At 55.8% G+C, this 17512-nt stretch carries 16 protein-coding genes and 1 riboswitch; of the genes, 11 read left to right on the forward strand and 5 right to left on the reverse strand.

The genetic code is table 11. From position 1 onward, the window contains the following. Nucleotides 1-84 precede the first annotated feature (84 nt). Complete coding sequence (locus tag ACU6TU_RS03380; protein WP_447143176.1) at nucleotides 85-1881, forward strand: single-stranded-DNA-specific exonuclease RecJ; 1797 nt, start codon at nucleotides 85-87, stop codon at nucleotides 1879-1881. A gap of 95 nt (nucleotides 1882-1976) precedes the next feature. After that, on the forward strand, nucleotides 1977-2594 hold the full coding sequence (locus ACU6TU_RS03385) for a YitT family protein (protein ID WP_447143177.1): 618 nt from the start codon (nucleotides 1977-1979) through the stop codon (nucleotides 2592-2594). 98 nt (nucleotides 2595-2692) lie between these two features. On the opposite strand, the gene ACU6TU_RS03390 is transcribed toward ACU6TU_RS03385, so the two are convergent. Together ACU6TU_RS03390 and ACU6TU_RS03395 are read right to left on the reverse strand one after the other, a co-directional pair. Then, a complete protein-coding gene (locus ACU6TU_RS03390) occupies nucleotides 2693-3769 on the reverse strand; it encodes a 2Fe-2S iron-sulfur cluster-binding protein (RefSeq protein ID WP_447143178.1) in 1077 nt (358 codons plus the stop codon). After that, entirely contained in the window at nucleotides 3762-5000 is a 1239-nt protein-coding gene (locus ACU6TU_RS03395; RefSeq protein ID WP_447143179.1) for an aromatic ring-hydroxylating oxygenase subunit alpha, read from the reverse strand. The genes ACU6TU_RS03390 and ACU6TU_RS03395 overlap by 8 nt, the downstream gene beginning before the upstream one ends. Nucleotides 5001-5109: 109 nt before the next feature. After that, nucleotides 5110-5305, reverse strand: a riboswitch (cobalamin riboswitch). A 157-nt stretch (nucleotides 5306-5462) separates the two neighbouring features. Here ACU6TU_RS03395 and ACU6TU_RS03400 point away from each other — a divergent pair. Further along, the gene (locus ACU6TU_RS03400; RefSeq protein ID WP_447143180.1) at nucleotides 5463-5672 is read left to right on the forward strand and encodes a hypothetical protein; all 210 of its coding nucleotides are present in this window, start codon (nucleotides 5463-5465) and stop codon (nucleotides 5670-5672) included. Nucleotides 5673-5825: 153 nt separating this feature from the next. Here the strand turns inward: ACU6TU_RS03400 and ACU6TU_RS03405 are convergent, their stop codons facing one another. Both ACU6TU_RS03405 and ACU6TU_RS03410 read right to left on the reverse strand, forming a co-directional pair. Beyond that, complete coding sequence (locus tag ACU6TU_RS03405) at nucleotides 5826-8402, reverse strand: heavy metal translocating P-type ATPase (RefSeq protein ID WP_447143181.1); 2577 nt, start codon at nucleotides 8400-8402, stop codon at nucleotides 5826-5828. After that, on the reverse strand, nucleotides 8399-8818 hold the full coding sequence (locus ACU6TU_RS03410) for a MerR family transcriptional regulator (RefSeq protein ID WP_447143182.1): 420 nt from the start codon (nucleotides 8816-8818) through the stop codon (nucleotides 8399-8401). The genes ACU6TU_RS03405 and ACU6TU_RS03410 overlap by 4 nt, the downstream gene beginning before the upstream one ends. 312 nt (nucleotides 8819-9130) lie before the next feature. Between ACU6TU_RS03410 and ACU6TU_RS03415 the strand changes: the two genes are divergently transcribed. From ACU6TU_RS03415 to rimI, 8 genes are all read left to right on the forward strand, one after another. Next, nucleotides 9131-10483, forward strand: a complete 1353-nt coding sequence (locus ACU6TU_RS03415; protein WP_447143183.1) for an OmpP1/FadL family transporter — start codon at nucleotides 9131-9133, stop codon at nucleotides 10481-10483. A 245-nt stretch (nucleotides 10484-10728) separates the two neighbouring features. Then, nucleotides 10729-11827, forward strand: a protein-coding gene (gene prfB / locus ACU6TU_RS03420) for a peptide chain release factor 2 (RefSeq protein WP_447143184.1) whose coding sequence is annotated in 2 segments (ribosomal slippage) — nucleotides 10729-10803 and nucleotides 10805-11827 — 1098 coding nt in all. Because the reading frame shifts where the segments join, the coding sequence is not laid out codon by codon here. A 79-nt stretch (nucleotides 11828-11906) separates the two neighbouring features. Further along, entirely contained in the window at nucleotides 11907-13418 is a 1512-nt protein-coding gene (lysS, locus tag ACU6TU_RS03425; protein ID WP_447143185.1) for a lysine--tRNA ligase, read from the forward strand. A gap of 124 nt (nucleotides 13419-13542) precedes the next feature. After that, the gene (locus ACU6TU_RS03430) at nucleotides 13543-13932 is read left to right on the forward strand and encodes a hypothetical protein (protein WP_447143186.1); all 390 of its coding nucleotides are present in this window, start codon (nucleotides 13543-13545) and stop codon (nucleotides 13930-13932) included. A gap of 121 nt (nucleotides 13933-14053) precedes the next feature. Then, on the forward strand, nucleotides 14054-15457 hold the full coding sequence (locus tag ACU6TU_RS03435; protein ID WP_447143187.1) for an MFS transporter: 1404 nt from the start codon (nucleotides 14054-14056) through the stop codon (nucleotides 15455-15457). Nucleotides 15458-15520: 63 nt separating this feature from the next. Then, nucleotides 15521-15829 carry a BolA family protein gene (locus tag ACU6TU_RS03440; protein WP_447143188.1) on the forward strand — a complete coding sequence of 103 codons (309 nt, stop codon included), beginning with the start codon at nucleotides 15521-15523 and terminating at the stop codon, nucleotides 15827-15829. Next, on the forward strand, nucleotides 15826-16698 hold the full coding sequence (locus tag ACU6TU_RS03445; protein WP_447143189.1) for a hypothetical protein: 873 nt from the start codon (nucleotides 15826-15828) through the stop codon (nucleotides 16696-16698). The genes ACU6TU_RS03440 and ACU6TU_RS03445 overlap by 4 nt, the downstream gene beginning before the upstream one ends. Then, on the forward strand, nucleotides 16695-17210 hold the full coding sequence (gene rimI, locus ACU6TU_RS03450; RefSeq protein ID WP_447143190.1) for a ribosomal protein S18-alanine N-acetyltransferase: 516 nt from the start codon (nucleotides 16695-16697) through the stop codon (nucleotides 17208-17210). Before ACU6TU_RS03445 ends, rimI begins: the two co-directional genes overlap by 4 nt. A 31-nt stretch (nucleotides 17211-17241) precedes the next feature. Here rimI and ACU6TU_RS03455 read toward each other — a convergent pair whose 3' ends face one another. Next, on the reverse strand, nucleotides 17242-17436 hold the full coding sequence (locus ACU6TU_RS03455) for a cell division protein ZapB (RefSeq protein ID WP_447143191.1): 195 nt from the start codon (nucleotides 17434-17436) through the stop codon (nucleotides 17242-17244). Nucleotides 17437-17512: the final 76 nt, after the last annotated feature.

A 17512-nucleotide genomic window follows, 5' to 3' on the forward strand; every position in this document is an offset into this window, starting at 1 on the left:
CACCTGATCTCAAGCCCTTGAGGGCTGGGTCAGTCAAACTGGTGCAATCAAACTGGTGCAATTAAACTCCGGTCGGCCACATAAATGAATGCACACGCAGATTTACCGTTAAGTTTGACGCAGCCACGGCTGGAGCCTCGTCCTCTCGACGAGGCTGTCTATATCCGTGCCCAGGCAGAGGGTCTGAACGAGCTTCAGGCGCGCTTACTGGCGTCACGGCTGCCTGGGTATCAAGGTGAGCTAGCGCCGCTGGTAGCGCCCAGTCTGCGTTATCTGGCGCATCCTGAAAAACTCGCGGATGGACGTCGTGCGGCTGAGCGCATTGCTCAGGCGGTGACCGAAGGGGAGTCGATCGGCATTCTGACGGATTACGATGTGGACGGGATTACCTCTCATGTGGTCATTCGTCGAACCTTAGTCGAGTTGTTTGGCGTCCCCGAAGGGAAATTACACAGCCTGATAGGTCACCGTATACACGACGGTTACGGCATCAGCCTGCCATTGGTTGAGCGTACCCTTGGCCTGACGCCACGCCCGACCCTGGTGATCACCGCCGATTGTGGCAGTTCCGATGAGCCTCGTATTGCCCGTCTGAAAGAAGCGGGCATTGACGTGGTGGTCAGTGACCACCACGCATTGGCGATTGAAGGGCCGCCTGGGTCAGCCTATGCCTGTGTCAATCCGACCCGGAGCGATTGCGCCTACCCGGATAAAACCATTGCCGGTTGCATGGTGGCATGGCTTGTGATGTCACTGGCGCGCAGCGTGCTGATTGAGTGGGGAGCGCTTGCTGCGGCGACGCCCAAACTTTCGCCCTGGCTTTCCTACGTTGCGCTGGGCACCGTGGCGGACTGTGTCTCGCTGGGGGGAAGCCCTGCTAACCGTGCCGTGGTCAGCCATGGGTTGACGCTGATCAACCGCATGGAAGCCGCCTGCTGGCGAGCGATGGCAGCCCGCCTGGGTCAGGATAGCGTCCCCTTCAATGCCGAAACCCTGGCGTTTCAGATGGGGCCGCGCATTAATGCCCGCTCTCGCCTGGATGACCCCTACGCAGCCCTGCATTTCATGCTGGCCGAAAGTGACACGGTGGCCAGCCGCCAGCTGGATGTGCTGGATGACGATAACCAGTCGCGCAAAGCGATCGAAGCGGACATGGCGGAAGAAGCACGCGCTCTGGCGGCGGCTGAACTGGCGGCGGATGCCACGGCATTGATTGTGTTGCTGGAAGACGGCCATCCCGGCGTTCAGGGAATTGTCGCGTCGCGCCTGGTACAGGCTTATGGGCGCCCAGCGCTGGTACTCACCTGTGCCGCCCAACCCGGCATGCTGACAGGCTCCGGGCGTTCGATTGATGGCCTGCACCTGCGCGATGCCCTGCAGCGTACCCATGAGCTAGCACCTGAAGCGTTACCGCGTTTTGGTGGGCACAGCGGGGCGGCAGGTGTTGGTGTGCCGCGAGACCAGCTGGAAGCGTTCAAAACGGCGTTCCTGCAAGCCGTTAATGAGCAGCTTGGCGACACACCGCTTTACCCGCGCTTATGGACCGATGGTGAGCTGGAAAGCCAACAGCTGAATCTGGCAACGCTAGGTGAGCTTGATGCGCTGGGGCCCTATGGTCGCGAATTTGACCCACCGCTTTTTGAAGGTCGTTTTATCGTCGAAGCGCTTCGCCCGGTAGGCGCGGACGGTTCGCATCTGATGATGGAGCTCTCCAACGGGCCGGTCACCTGTAAAGCGATCTGGTTTCGTGCCTTGACGCCAGGTGAACTTGCGCCGTTTGATGTTGGCGATACGCTACACTGCGCCTACAAGCTCAACCGTAATCGCTGGCGTGGCCGCGAATCCCTGCAGTTAATGGTCGAGCACGCCAGCCCGGTCTAACCGCCTGCAGATTATTATCCAACCTGCGGGCGGTAAAAAAACTCAGCCAGCGGCGGACAGATCCCGCCGCTTTTTTCATTTCAAAGGACGCCACCATGCGTGACGATGAATTACCTCAAGATCCCCACCGCCTTTACGAAGATGTCATGGCCATGCTGCTGGGCACCCTGTTTGTTGCCCTTGGCGTGGCGCTATATACCCATGCGGTTCTGCTGACGGGTAGCACCGCAGGGATGGCGTTGCTGCTCAACTACATCACAGGCTGGGGGTTCGGGTTGTGGTTTTTTGCCATCAATCTGCCGTTTTATTATCTGGCGATCAAACGCATGGGCTGGAGTTTCACCCTGCGTACCTTCATCGCCATCGGCCTGGTCTCAATGTTTTCGGAGCTGACTCAGCGCTGGGTGCAGTTTGAATCCGTGCCGTCGCTTTACGCGGCCGTGATGGGTGGCGCCCTGATCGGGCTGGGTATGCTGATGCTGTTTCGTCACCGCACCAGTCTCGGCGGTATCAATATTCTGGCGCTGTACCTGCAGCAACGCCATGGCTGGCGGGCAGGCTATGTGCAACTAGGGATTGATGGCCTTATCCTGCTGGTCGCACTGACCCAGCTACCGCTGGACCGCGTCGCTTACTCAGTACTTGGCGCCGTCACCCTCAACCTGATTATTGCCTTCAACCACAAACCCGGGCGGTATATTGGGGTGAGTTAGGGCGCGCTACTGCTTAAATGGCCCCCGACTTCAGTCGGAGGCCATTGACTACCTTGTTATGTTTTTATGCAGATTTTCCCCGCTTTGATTAACGTTGATCATACATCGACTTCGACTTTGCCAATGGGGTGGGAGCAGCAGGCGAGAATGTAATTATCCGCGATATCGTCCTCGGAAATTCCGCCGTTATGGACCATGTGAACTTCGCCCGATAGCTTACGGACTTTACAGGTACCACAAACACCAAACGTGCATCCTGAGGGAATATTGAGACCGTTGGCTTTTGCCGCCGCCAAAATGGTGTCGGTCTCGGCTATTTTGGTGGTTACGCCAGAACTCGCAAAACTGACTTCAACGCGATTGTCCTCATCGGGCACTGTGTCATCAAGCCTGGGGGCATCGCCTTCGGTTTCCACCGGCGCCTGAAAGCTTTCCTGATGGTAGCGATTCATATCGAACCCCAGTTCCTGCAGCGCCTCACGGACTGCTTGCATGAAAGGCTCGGGGCCGCAACAGTAGACGTCGCGTTCGAGATAATCCTGTGCCATCAGCCCCAGCATTAGCTGGTTGAACTGGCCACGGTAGCCCACCCAGGGCGCATAACGGTCAGGCTGTTCGACAACCCAGTGAAGGTCAATGCCCGGCGAACGGCTGGACATATGCTCCAGGCGCTCGCGGAAGATAATCTCACTCGGGCGACGGGCGCAGTTAATAAAGACAACGTCCGGCTCTTTACCCAGGTCAAACATCCAGGTCGTCATCGACATCATCGGCGTTATGCCCGACCCTGCGGAGATGAATAGATATTTGCTTTTAGGGCGGTTGATATGACTGAAAAGGCCAGCTGGCCCGAATGCCTTTAGCTGCCTACCGGGCTGTAGGTTATCGAGCATCCAGCGAGTCCCGATACTGTCTGGTTGGGCCTTTACCGTGATGGAAATGGAACAGGGGCGCGAAGGTGAAGACGAAATCGTATAAGTGCGGTACACAGGGCCGCCCGGCACAGGGATTTCAAGGGTCAGGAACTGACCGGGCATGAAATCAAACAAGCCTCCCGAAGGCGCAATGAAAGTAAAAGTGGCTGTATTGGGTACTTCCGGGATCACCGAGACGCATTCCAGCGGCTCGTCATCAGACCACATAACACGAGAAGGTGTATTAGCAACGTTAGGCATCAGTCTGCTCCGCTGTAACGATAACCTGGCTTAGCTGCTGAGCCATGGCAGTGCAATACCAATCGACGAAGCCTATAACACCACTTTCATGCAGCGGTGAATAAGGACCGGGTTCATAGGCCGGAGAATTGATGCCTTTCTGGTTATCTTCCACGACTTGACGGTCTTCTTCATTGGTCGTTGTCCAGACCTCCGTCAGGCGCTTCAGGTCATAGTCCACACCTTCGACAGCATCCTTGTGAACCAACCACTTAGTGGTCACCTCCGTCGTTGTCGGCGTAAGCGGCGTGACTCGAAAAACGATGCAATGATCGGCCAGGAAATGGTTCCAAGTGGTAGGGTAATGGTACTTGAGCAGAGTGCCTGCCTCGTCATCTTTCAAGCTGCCCAGCCGCCTGGAAACGGCAGGCTTGAGGTCCATTGTGATACTGTTGGCGCCTGGCAAAAGCGGCATGCGAGCAAGCCGATACTGCATGTCTTCAGACATGCAGAACCGCGATGGTACTCCCTGCGATTCAAGCCGTTGGAAATGTGCTTCCAGATGCGGTGATGCCTCGCCTTCCTGAATGCCGGTGACCTTGGGGTCGTCAGTATAAGAGCGACATAGGCCAGGGTGGTTGCCGCTACAGTGGTAACATTCACGGTTGTTTTCCCACACCAGTTTCCAGTTGCCTTCCTCAATAATGGTCGTTTCGTAGGCAACCCTGGCATTATCCAGATCATGTACGCCTAGATAGGGGCGAGATGCCTGTTCAAACGCTTCGAAGTCAGGCGCCTGCTCGGCAAGACATATATAGACAAGCCCTGCGAGTTCCCGACAGTGAATGGGCTTGAGCCCATGCTGGCTGGAATCGAAATCATCTCCCATGTCGCGCGCCCACAACAGTCGCCCATCCAGTTCATAGGTCCATTGATGATAGGGGCAGACAAGTTTGGGGGCATTGCCTTTTGACGCCTTGCACAGGACTGAGCCGCGATGGCGGCAGGCGTTGTGGAAAGCACTGATATTGCCGCTGGCATCGCGCACAACGATCACGCCATAGGCGCCAACCTGATGCGTTATATAACTTCCAGCTTTGGGGAGTTCGCAGACGGGTGTTACAAAAAGCCATTCGCGGTAAAAGATGTGCTCGAGATCCCGTTGAAAAATTTCCGGGCTCGTGTAGAACGGCTGTTCAAGAGAGTAGCCTGGACGTCGCCGCGCCAGCAGATTGTTGATCATTTGTGTCATTTAAATGGCCTCTTGCCACGCCCCGTGGCATTTGTTGAGGCGAATGGTCTATCAATCCAGTGGCAGGCATATACATACGCCTGTGGATATTTGCATTTACCATTCGCGGCGTATTATTGCATGCAAGGCTGGTTTCCGGACTTCGTGCGTGGCCATATGGCCAGTGATGACACCTTCCCAGCGCTAGTTGAGCCAGTGGTTAATTGTCATCACCGTCGCACCGTTACCGTTGCGGGGGCAGTGTCGGATTTACACCGACTTCCCAATTATCTGCTAAATGCAGCACCTCAATGGATATTTATATCAGCTTCCCTTTAAACGGGGTTAAGCAAAAACGACGATATAAATCCTGGTTACGAACAAGCCTGGTCGATAGCTGTATCATGCCGGATGATCCAGTTACCGCGAGCTCTGGACCCTGCGTTTGTAAAGGCAATTTACGCCATACAGGAGGAGAAACATATGCCATACGTGAACACAGTCGAACGTCTGGGTATCGAGAAAGGTCGCCAGGAAGGGCGTGAAGAGGCTGAGCAGCGCGCCCTGGAGGCAAAGCGAAATGCGGCGCGCAAGTTGATCGCGCTGACCGAAATGGATGATCAGCTGATCACGGATATTGAAGAATTGCCTGTCAAAGAAGTCGAGCGGCTACGTCAAGAAACGCAGCACTAAGCCCATCTAACAAGCAAGCTTAGCGCTACAGCAGTGGCGTGAATGACGGGGTGGTGAGCCACCCCTTATGTGGCGCCTAGCCGGGTTCACTCAACCAGAACCACCAGACGATGGCACCGATCAGGGCGAGGCCCGCAAGGTTAACCAGAATACTCATGTGCGTTGCTCCTGTGTTGACTGATCCTGCGTTGACTGAGCGTCAGACGACGTGTCGCGCTGCGTTTTCCAAAGCCTGAGGCGGTTGGCGTTGCTGACCACGGTAATCGATGACAGCGACATCACCGCACCGGCAATCATCGGGGAGAGCAGCATGCCGGTGACGGGATAAAGAATCCCTGCGGCAATCGGAATACATACGATGTTGTAACCGAAGGCGCCGACCAGATTCTGCTTGATGTTGCGCAGGGTGACCTGACTGATTTCAATGGCATCGGCTACGCCATGCAGGGAACCACGCATCAGCGTCATGCCAGCGCTTTCAATCGCTACATCCGTTCCCTGGCCGATGGCAAACCCGACGTTGGCACGGGCCAGTGCCGGGGCGTCGTTGATACCGTCGCCCACCATGCCAACCACTTCGCCTTCTTTCTGCAGGCGTTCTATCTCGGCATGTTTGTCTTCCGGCAACAGCCCGGCACGGTAATCATCAATGCCGACCTCGCTGGCAATAGCGGCAGCGGTGTGCGGGTTATCACCGGTCAGCATGACGACTTTCAGACCGTCATTCTGTAGCCGTTCAATCGCCGCTTTGGTGTCTTCACGTAACGGGTCGCTGATGCCGAACAGAGCGGTCAGCTTGCCATCCACTGCCAGATAGACGAGGGTGCGCGCCTTGTCTTCCAGTTCACGGGCCATTTTCTGTCCGTCAGAAAGGTCAATGTCAGCGTTTTCGAGCAGGCGGGCGTTACCCAGCAGCAGGGCCTTACCATCTAAGGTCTCGGCCTTGACGCCACCGCCGGTGACACTGTCGAAGTCGCGTATATCAGCGGCGCTGGCACCGGCCTCTTCGCCATGAGCGCTGAGGGCGGCAGCCAGCGGGTGCTCGGAGCCGCGTTCAAGCGCCATCACGTACCCCAGGGCTGTGCTTTCGTCACCGTGAAGCGTTTCGGCCTCGGTAACCCGTGGCTTGCCTTCGGTCAGTGTGCCGGTTTTGTCGACCACCAGGGTGGTGAGCTTGCTGGCGGTTTGCAGCGCTTCCCCGTTTCTGACCAGGACGCCATGTTCAGCCGCTTTACCCACACCAATCATGGTGGAGATTGGGGTGGCAAGGCCCAGCGCGCAGGGGCAGGCGATGATAAGGACAGCGGTGGCCGTCACCAGCATGTGAATCACTCGCGGCTCGGCGCCGAAATTGAACCAGGCGAGCGCGGTCAGCACCGCAATGATCATCACCGAGGGAACAAAAATACTCGACACTTTATCGGCCAGTTCGCCAATCGGCGGCCGAGAATTCTGGGCGTTAGCGACCTGTTCGGTAATCTGACCCAAACGGGTGTCAGCACCCACGCGGGTGGCCTTGTACACCAGGCCGCCTTTGCCATTGACCGTTCCCGCACTGACGTCATCGCCGGTTTGTTTTTTCACCGGAACGGGCTCACCCGTCAGCATGGATTCATCAATATGGCTGGCGCCTTCGATCACTTCACCATCCACCGGCAGGCGCTCACCGGGGCGCACGCGAATATGGTCATCGGTGCGAACGGCATCTATGTCGATTTCCTGCTCTTCGCCATCGCGGATAACACGGGCGGTGCGGCTTTGCAGGTCGAGAAGGCGCTTCAAGGCGTCACTGGTGCGCCCACGTGCCTTCAGCTCCATGGCGTTGCCCAGCAGGATAAGGCCAATCACCATGGCAGAGGCTTCAAAATAGATGCCGTGGGCGACTTCCGGCAGCCAGGGCGCGAAGGCCACAACGGCCATGGAATACAGCCAGGCGGTACCTGTCCCCATGGCGACAAGCGTATCCATGTTGGCTTGGTGGTGTTTGAAATTCTTCCAGGCATTAGTGAAAAAGTGCCGACCGGGGAAGGCCATCACCGCCAGGGTGAGTAGCCCGATCACCAGCCAGAATAATCGCCCACCACCCACCGGGTGGGGGTGGTAAACAAACATGCTGAGCATCAGTGGAATGGCCAGGGCCAGCGCGAAGGCGCTGCCTCTCAGGCGCTGTCTGTATTGCCTGGCTTCCTGTTGCGCTCGGGTTTTTTCCGCTTCGCCCATATCGACAATGGGTTCTGCGCCATAACCAACGGCATCAACCGCATCAATAAGCGCCTGTGTCTCTGCCCGCCCGAAGACCTGAGCGGTATGAGTGCCGAAGTTGACGCTTGCCGTCTCGACGCCTGGCGTTTTTTCCAGCGCTTTCTGTACGCTTTTAACGCAGCTGGCGCAGGTCATGCCGCTGATGGCCAGGCGAGTCTGTTGACTGCCTGAACCTTGCGATTCTTTGTCAGCGGCCGTCTTGCTGTCGTCAGTCTTGCTGTCGTCGCCCGGCGCCGCGTCTTCAGGGAGTTCGCCGGGTGGATAACCGGCTTGCTGCAAAGTGTTATCGAGGACTGTTTCGTCCAGTGATGTGGTCACCTCCAGACGTTTTTCTGCCGGTGTTCCGACGACGTCAGCGTCGCTATCCTGCGCTTGAATGGCCTCGCGCATACGTTTTACGCAACCCTGACAGTTCATTCCAGGGACGGTGCGAGTCAGCCGGTTCTGAGGTGAGTGGCTTGAGTTCATGAGGTCTCCTGTTCATCGGGAAAGCTATCAATCAGACGGCACAGAGAATGGCCATCAGGGGCTGCGTCAGGCATGTGTTGCCAGCTTTCCAGCGCGTTTTCCATACGCGCGGCCAACGCCTGAAGCTCATTGATCTGGGCGCGCACTTGTGGCAAACGATGGGCCAGCAGGTCGCGTACCAATGGGCAGGGCGAGTCGCCATGGTCGGCATGCGAGAGGATGTCGCGCACTTCGGCTACGCTGAAGCCAAGTTTTCGCGCGCGCTGAATAAAACGCAGCCGCTGCACATCCTGCTGAGAGAATAGCTGGTAGCCATTGTCAGGATGTCGTTCAGGGGCCAGTAAGCCTTCCCGGACATAATGGCGAACGGTTTCCCCTGTTACCTCGGCTTTTCGCGCTATATCACTGACTTTCATAAAAAATTCCTCAGGACGCAGATTCAGCCTGTCGCATGGACAATAACGCCATTGATAAAATAGTGTGTTTGTATAAAACGTAAGTAGAGTGTAAAACCTTTGTGTTACCCATAGGTCAAGTGCGGAAACCGAAAAGTCCGCAAAGCAGCTAATACGCTGATTTAAAACAGTCGTGCGACTAATGTATAAGGTAAAAATAAAATAAAACGCTCGTTTGCACTTGATCCTGAGCTCAGGGTGCGAGAAAACATACGGGTAAAGTCACTGGCGGCTACGGGAAGTGTCGCTGGATTATCAGAAAACGGGGAAGCTATGAATAACAATTTCAACAGACTGACATTGGCAGCGGCAATTGCGGCGGTCTCCTTTGCTGGTCAGGCGCACGCTGGTGGTTATCAAGTCAACGAGCAAAGTGTCAGTGGTCAGGGCTATGGCCATGCGGGACGCAGCTCCAACATTCACGACGCAACCATCGTTTACGGCAACCCGGCGGGGATGTCCTTTCTTGATCGTGCCCAGATCACCGCAGGGGGAACCTTCCTCAACGTGAAAAGCGATATCAGCAACGTGCAGGCGAATCGCACGCTGGATGCTGGTGTTGCCCAGGGTGGCGCGCCGATGGGGATGCAGGTGCCTGTAGGTAGCATTCCCGGCGGTAATGAAGGCGATATGGTGCCAGGTACGCTGGTTCCTTTTGCGTTTTATGCTCACCCGGTCACTGACAAACTGGCCTTCGGCTTTGGTGTCTACGCGCCGTTTGGTTCCACTACCGAATATGAAAAAGATTTTCAGGGGCGTTATTTCGGTGACTACACCGAAGTACGTGTGGTGAGTGCCCAGCCGACGGTTTCTTACCGTTTTAATGATCAATGGTCAGTGGGTGCCGGTATATCTTATAGCCAGGTAGAAGGGGAGTTGCGTCGCCAGCTACCTAGCGAGCCGGGCTTTAATGCGGCGGCGGATATTGATTCCCGTGTGACAGGTGAGGATGATGGCTTGGGGTATAACCTGGGCGTTATCTATCAACCTGTCCCGGAAACCACGCTGGGCCTGACCTATCGCTCCGAGGTGGATTATAACCTGACGGGGGATTTTGTGGCGAAAGACCCCGCAGGCAACGTGCTGCGCGCGGATGATGCAGCGCTTGATCTGACCACGCCGGAAACGGCCAATTTCTCATTAACTCAACAAATGAGTGATCGCCTGAAGCTGATGTTTGGTGCTTCCTGGACACGTTGGACCCGATTCCAGGAAATCAGGGTGCTTGGCAGCCAGGGCAATACCATTACTCAGGAAACCCAGAATTATACCAATGCCTGGGCATTTGCCACCGGTGGTGAATACCAGCTGACACCGACGCTGGCACTACGTGCCGGGGTGTCGGTTGATCTGACGCCGACGAACGATGAGTTCCGTAGTGTGCGGATTCCCTCTGGCGATCGGCGAATCTTCTCGCTGGGTGCCGGTTGGAGTCCAACGGATAGCCTGACCGTTGATCTTGCGTATTCGTATCTGACAGAACGTCCCACCTCAGTTGAACAAAGCCGTGAAGACCTGCTGGCAAGCCCGGCAACCGGTGGTGTTGCGGTGGGCGGTGCGAACTACTCAGCGGATTACAAGAATGAAGCTCATGGTTTCGGCGCTCAGATGACCTATCGTTTCTGAGAAACCGGTGACTGAGTCATCAAACCCGGCTTCGGCCGGGTTTTTTGTGGTTGCTGCAGAGTGCATGGATGCGATGCCCGCGGTGTTTCGTTACAATAGTGCCCATTGCATTTCGCCGCTGTGGCAAAGGTCGCGTAAAACGCCATCTTCTGCCATGGCGGCGTGCGTTTCTTTTTCTCTGAAACTTTTCTCTGAAAATTATCTGTAACTTATTTATAACGTACGTGACCAAGGCCTAGGCAATCATGCTGGAAACAAATCCGATTCATAATCAAATCAAGGACCTGTCTGCGCGGACAGAGGTTCTTAGGGGGTATCTTTGACTATGTCGAGAAGAAGGATCGACTGGAAGAAGTAACCCGCGAGCTTGAAGATCCCAACGTCTGGAACGATCCGGATTACGCTCAGAAGCTTGGTAAGGAACGTTCCTCTCTGGAAGCGATCGTGGCCACCATCGATAACCTGGAGCAGGGGCTTGCAGACAGTAGTGATCTACTGGAGCTGGCCGAGATGGAAGACGATGAAGGCACCATTGAAGAGGTGAGTTCAGAGCTTGATGGCCTGCAGACGTCGCTGGAGAAACTGGAGTTCCGGCGGATGTTTTCCGGCGAGATGGACGCCAACAATGCCTACCTGGATATTCAGTCCGGGTCTGGCGGTACAGAAGCACAGGACTGGGCCAACATACTCTTACGCATGTACCTGCGCTGGGCCGAGCATCATGGTTTCAAGGCTGAGATCATCGAGCTTTCCGGCGGTGATGTGGCGGGTATCAAGTCTGTCACCCTTCATATCCAGGGCGACTATGCCTTTGGCTGGCTACGTACGGAAACCGGTGTACATCGCCTGGTGCGAAAAAGTCCGTTTGATTCCGGCGGTCGGCGTCACACGTCCTTTGCTTCCGTCTTCCTGTCGCCTGAAATTGATGACAGTTTCGAAGTGGATATCAACCCTTCCGATTTGCGTGTCGATACGTACCGCTCCAGCGGTGCAGGCGGTCAGCACGTTAATACCACCGACTCGGCCGTGCGGATTACTCACGAACCCAGCGGCATTGTGGTGGCTTGCCAAAGCCAACGTAGCCAACACGCTAACCGTGACTTTGCCATGAAGCAGCTCAAAGCCAAGCTTTGGGAACTGGAAATGGACAAGCGCAATGCGGCCAAGCAGGAAGCGGAAGAGTCGAAAGCGGATATCGGCTGGGGTAGCCAGATTCGTTCCTACGTGTTGGATGATCAGCGCATCAAGGATCTGCGCACCGGTGTTCAGTCAAGTAACTGCGATAAAGTGCTGGATGGCGATATCGATCAGTTTATCGTTGCCAGCCTGAAACAGGGGCTGTAATACCTCGTCGCAATTGACAACAACTTGTGATTATTGACCGGCCTTTTTTACTGACCAGCTTTTACATACAGGGTGCCAAATGGCGAACCACGACGGATCACACGAGAACGAAAACCACCTGATTGCCGAGCGCCGTGCCAAGCTGGCCGTGCGCCGGGAACGCGCCGCTGAACAGGGTAAAAGTGCTTTCCCCAACGACTTTCGCCGCGACAGCCTGACCGTTGAGCTGCAGCAAGCCTTTGGTGATAAAGACAAAGCGGCGCTTGAAACGCTGGATCATCATGCCTCTGTGGCAGGGCGGATCATGCGCAAGCGCGGCCCCTTTGTGGTGATTCAGGATGTGGCCGGGCAGATTCAGCTGTATGTTGATAAAAAAGGTTTGCCCGCCGACGTGCTGGAAGATGTCAAAGGCTGGGATATCGGTGACATTGTGGCTGGGCGCGGCCCGGTGCATAAATCAGGTAAGGGCGATTTGTATGTGATGATGAAAGAGGCGCAGCTGTTAACCAAGAGCCTGCGCCCGCTGCCGGATAAGTTCCACGGTCTGACCGATCAGGAAGCGCGTTATCGTCAGCGCTATGTGGATCTGATCATGAATCCGCAGTCCCGCAAGGTGTTCGAGACCCGCGCGGCGGTGATCAGTGCCATGCGGCGCTTTTTTGAAGCCCGTGGCTTCATGGAAGTGGAAACGCCCATGCTGCAACCGATTCCCGGTGGGGCAACGGCTCGCCCGTTCATGACGCATCACAATGCGCTGGATATCGACATGTATCTGCGGATTGCACCGGAACTTTATCTGAAGCGGTTGGTGGTCGGCGGGTTCGAAAAAGTTTTCGAAATCAACCGTAACTTCCGTAATGAAGGGCTTTCTACCCGGCACAATCCCGAATTCACCATGGTTGAGTTCTATTGGGCCTATGCGGATTACCGTGACCTGCTCGACATGACCGAAGCCATGCTACGTTCTACCGCTGAAGACGTGCTGGGCACGACATTGATTGAGTATCAGGGCGAGCAATATGACTTTGGTAAGCCGTTTGCACGTTTGACCCTTCGCCAGGCGATTCTTGACCATGGTGATGGCATCCGCGACGCGGATCTGGACACCCTCGATGCAGCCCGTGCGTTGGCGAAAACCTTGGGTATGCAGGTTAAAGAAAGCTGGGGGCTGGGTAAGCTGCAAACGGAAATTTTCGAAGAAGTTGCCGAATCAAAGCTCGATCAGCCAACCTTCATTACTGAATATCCGGCGGAAGTCAGCCCGCTGGCGCGCCGTAATGATGCCAATCCTTTCGTGACCGACCGTTTCGAGTTCTTTGTCGGCGGGCGCGAGATTGCCAATGGCTTCTCGGAGCTTAATGACGCAGAAGATCAGGCGGAGCGTTTCCGTGAACAGGTGGCGGAAAAAGATGCCGGTGATCTGGAAGCCATGTACTACGATGCCGATTATGTGCGCGCTCTTGAATATGGTTTGCCGCCAACGGCGGGTGAGGGTATCGGCATTGATCGTCTGGTGATGCTGTTTACCGATAGCCCGTCAATCCGTGATGTGTTGCTGTTCCCGGCAATGCGCCCGGAAGCTGGTGAATAACGGTATGTCGACAAAATTGAATTCTGCCTCATTTCAGGCATTGAAACGATATTGCGTCTGCATCGATGGCAAACTCATTCGTTAGCACCCATAATGGTGGCGTTTCGACGGCGAGGAGAGACCTATGAAACTGCTAAACCGCTCCGCTCTGAGTGTCAGGCCGACCCAGACTTTTGTGGACTGGATCAATGCGCTCGAACCCACCATGGGAGACGACGACCTGACCCTGGACGACGTCGAACGTGAGAGCACAATTTACCTGATTCCTGAAATGGATACCCCGGAAGCGTTGGAGGCTTTTGTCCACGAACGCTTCCAGGTGATTCTTGAAACCGAGTTGCGCGCCTGGGAAGAAGACGATGCGCAGTGGCCGAGCAGGCTTGACTGGTCGCTGTTTCAAACCTTTTTAAGGGTTGAACACAGCTATCTGGCGATTGACCTGGACGACGATACTGCGCTTGAAATCTCGGAAGTGGATGATGCGCTGCTGTTAGATAGTGATGATGCCAGGTAACGACTGTTCTGTATAACCAGGACGCCGACCAGTGTCAATGTCATCACAAAACCGGCCAAGGCCGGTTTTTCAGGGTCTGGACTCAAGGTCTGGATTCAAGGTCTAGATTCAGGGTCTATGCATGCGACTTTTCGAAACCCGCCCGGGTGACGATGGCCTTCCCGGCGCCCAACGTCTGTTCGCTGTTCTGGCATTAATTACCGGAACACTGATGGCGGTGGTAGATACCACCATGATCAATCTGGCGCTGCCCACCATAGCGGCAGATCTTGACGTTTCCGGGGCGCAGGCCGTGTGGATCACCAACCTGTTTCAGGTTGTCTGCGCCGCTTTCCTGCTGGTGTTTGCCGGTATTAGCGAGCTGGTCACCCGGCGTCGTCTGTATCTGTTCGGCCTGAGTGTTTTTATGCTTGCCGCACTTGGGGCTGCGCTGTCGCGGCAGTTCGAAACGCTGTTGATCTTCCGCGCTTTACAGGGGCTGGGAGCCGCCGCGACATTGTCGATCGGGCCATCGTTGTATCGCGCTATTTTTCCGTCTCGATTACTGGGTAGCGCACTGGGGCTTTCAGCGCTGGTCGTCGCCGGCGGGTATGCAGCGGGGCCGACTCTGAGCGGCGTGATTCTGTCATTTGCTGATTGGCCCTGGTTATTTGCCTTGAATGTGCCGCTGGGGCTGATTTCCCTCCTGCTTGCCCGGCATGCGTTGCCGCGTGATATGCCGCGTAAAGGTAGCTTTGATAGTCAGGGTGCGCTGCTTTCCATATCGATGCTGGCGAGTTTTTTCCTGGCCATGAATGCCATTTCTCACGCCGCTCCCTTATGGCAAAGCGTCACCTGGTTCGGTGTGTCGGTGTTAGCTTGCACTGCCTTTGTTCACCGTCAACGCCGAGCAGCCTACCCTTTGCTACCGTTGAGTGTCTTTGCCGAACGACGTTTTACATTGGCGGTGATGGCCTCAGGGCTGGCTTTTATCGGCGCGGGTTTGAGCTTTGTGGCGCTCTCGTTTTTCTATCAGGAGCAGATGGGGTTTACGCCGCTGGAAACGGCGTGGCTGTTTACCCCCTGGCCACTTTCCATCATGTTGGTTGGTCCGCTGGCCGGGCGTCTGGCTGACCGCATCAACCCGAGCCTGATTTCCAGCGCCGGGTTAGTATTTCTGATCGTAGGGCTGATATCCCTGGGGTTGGTCGATGAGCATACCGGCGTGGCGGGTAGCCTGTGGCGTACCGCTTTATGCGGCGTTGGTTTTGGTATGTTCCAGCCGCCCAATAACCGTGAAATGATGGCAAGCCTGCCGCCGGAGCGTAGCGCTAATGTCTCTGGCGTGATGAGTACGACACGCACGGTAGGCCAGTCGCTTGGGGTGGCCCTGGTGGGCGCAGCACTCGGCTTGGGGCTGGCGGTGCAGTGGACACTATGGTTGGGTGCCTTTACGACATTGCTGGCCTTGCTGGTCAGCGTCGCCCGGGTTTCGCTGGCCCAAGACGCCTTACGGCAGCGGCGAGCATCGTCTGAAGGACACTAACGGCGTACAATAGCGCTTACACTATGAATTTTAGCAGTCGTTTGTTAACGACAGGAGACGGCCATGACGCTACAGACGCAAATCGAGCAGAAGCTCGCGTCCATAGAACCTGCGATCGTGCAGGTGGAGAATGAAAGCCACATGCATAATGTGCCAGCCAACGCCGAAACCCATTTCAAAGTCACCCTGGTCAGCGAGCGTTTCGAGGGGCTGATGCCGGTGAAACGCCATCAACAGATCTATGCCTTGCTGGCCGATGAGCTTTCCGGTCCAGTGCATGCGTTGGCACTGCACTTGTATACCCCTGACGAATGGCAGATGCGCGGGGGGGAGCGTCCTGATTCACCTAATTGTCGGGGCGGCGGGCAGTGAACGCAGAGGTTATTCGTCGGCAGTATCTGGATGCCATGGGTATCGCTACCTGGGCATCCCGCTATCAGTTACCTAATGCGTTGGAAACACCTGCCTGTGACTGGGAGGACGCCAAGCCTGAAAGTTCGACGCCCAGTCAGCGTCTGCATGCCCTGTTAGATGATGCTCAGCAGGTCGAAGCCAAACGTCAGGCGCCCCAACCCTCTGATCCTGTGGCAGCACCACCATCCCCAACGGCTGCTTCTGAATCATCGTCTCCCCAGGCGTTGCGTTCTTTGTTAGGGGAAAAGACGGTAGAGACACCGGCACCGAAGGCGTCAACATCCGCTTCGTCTGATTTAGCGCCTTCGCCGCCGTTGCCCGAAAATAACGCTGCTACCGAAGTGGCTGCTGAGCCCGCCAAGCGTGAATCGGTGGTGTTCACGTTGTCCTGTTGTTGTATTGAAGGCCGCTGGTTAAGCCTGTTGCCTGGCCAGCCAGGTTCGGTTGAAAAGACGTTGCTGGATAACATGCTGCGCGTCATCACCGGCAGAAAACCGGCGCTCAGTGATACGTTCACTTTCCGTTGGCCGCCGCTGGCCAACGGCCCCATGCCGGATAATCCGCTTGAAGAAGCCTGTGATGGAGTCCATGCCTTTTTAAATGGCGCTGCCCGGCGTAACGGTTGGCAACTGGAACGCGTATTGTGGTGGGGAAATGCCCAGGAATCGCCGTTTGATGTTCTGCTGAATATTCACGATGGGCATAGCCAGACGCTTGATATGCCAGTTTGGCAAGGTGCGGCGCTGGAGGCACTGTCTCAGAGCGCTGATGCCAAGCGAGCGCTGCTTCCTGCGCTGTTGGATCTGCGCTCGGTGCTGGGAACATGATGTTGCAAAATGGCCATGAAATTTTGCCATTGAAAGAAGTGTCGGCCAGTGTCATTTCGCCATTGCAGAACGAACATCGGGATCAGTTGCTGGCAGTAGAGCGCTTGGCGCAAAGTGGCATGTGCCCAGCGGCCCTGGGCGCTGCGCTTGAGGCTGGCAGTATCGAGGTATTGGGTGTCTGGCAGAAGAGTGCAGAGGGGCACAAGCTGATCGGTTATGCCGTGTTGGCTATCGGACCTTTCGATGCTGAACTGGAAGCCATTGGCGTGTTGCCCAACTGGCGGCGTTACGGCATCGCTCGTTGTCTGCTGCAAACGTTGATTGATATGGCCATTGAGAAGGGCAGTGAGCGATTATTGCTGGAAGTGCGGGCAACCAATCAGGCAGCCATCCGTCTTTATCAGAAAAATGGATTCCATATCGATGGCCATAGAAAGCATTATTACCCGGCAGCTTCAGGAGCCACCGGGAGAGAAGACGCCGTGCTGATGTCACGACCGCTAAACTCATAACGCGGGTTGCCACGCACAGCCATCGACGTTGCTACTGGGTGTCGCTGGTAGCGATGTCATCAAATTTGCTCAGCAGGCCGGTCAGGCGGCGTTCCCATTCTTCGCGTTCTTGTTTCAGGCGCTGGTTTTCTTCGCGTAATTCTTCGCTTTCCAGTTTCATTAATTCCAACGCTTCTACGGTGGCGGTGACTTTTTGCTCAAGCTGATTGAACAGTTCCTGACTCATGGACTTCTCCTTTGGGGCAACGCTAACAGGGTTGAATCATAGGGTTGATTGGGCGAGCGTAACGCCACTGCGCGGA

Source organism: Halomonas sp. LS-001 (assembly GCF_052983955.1).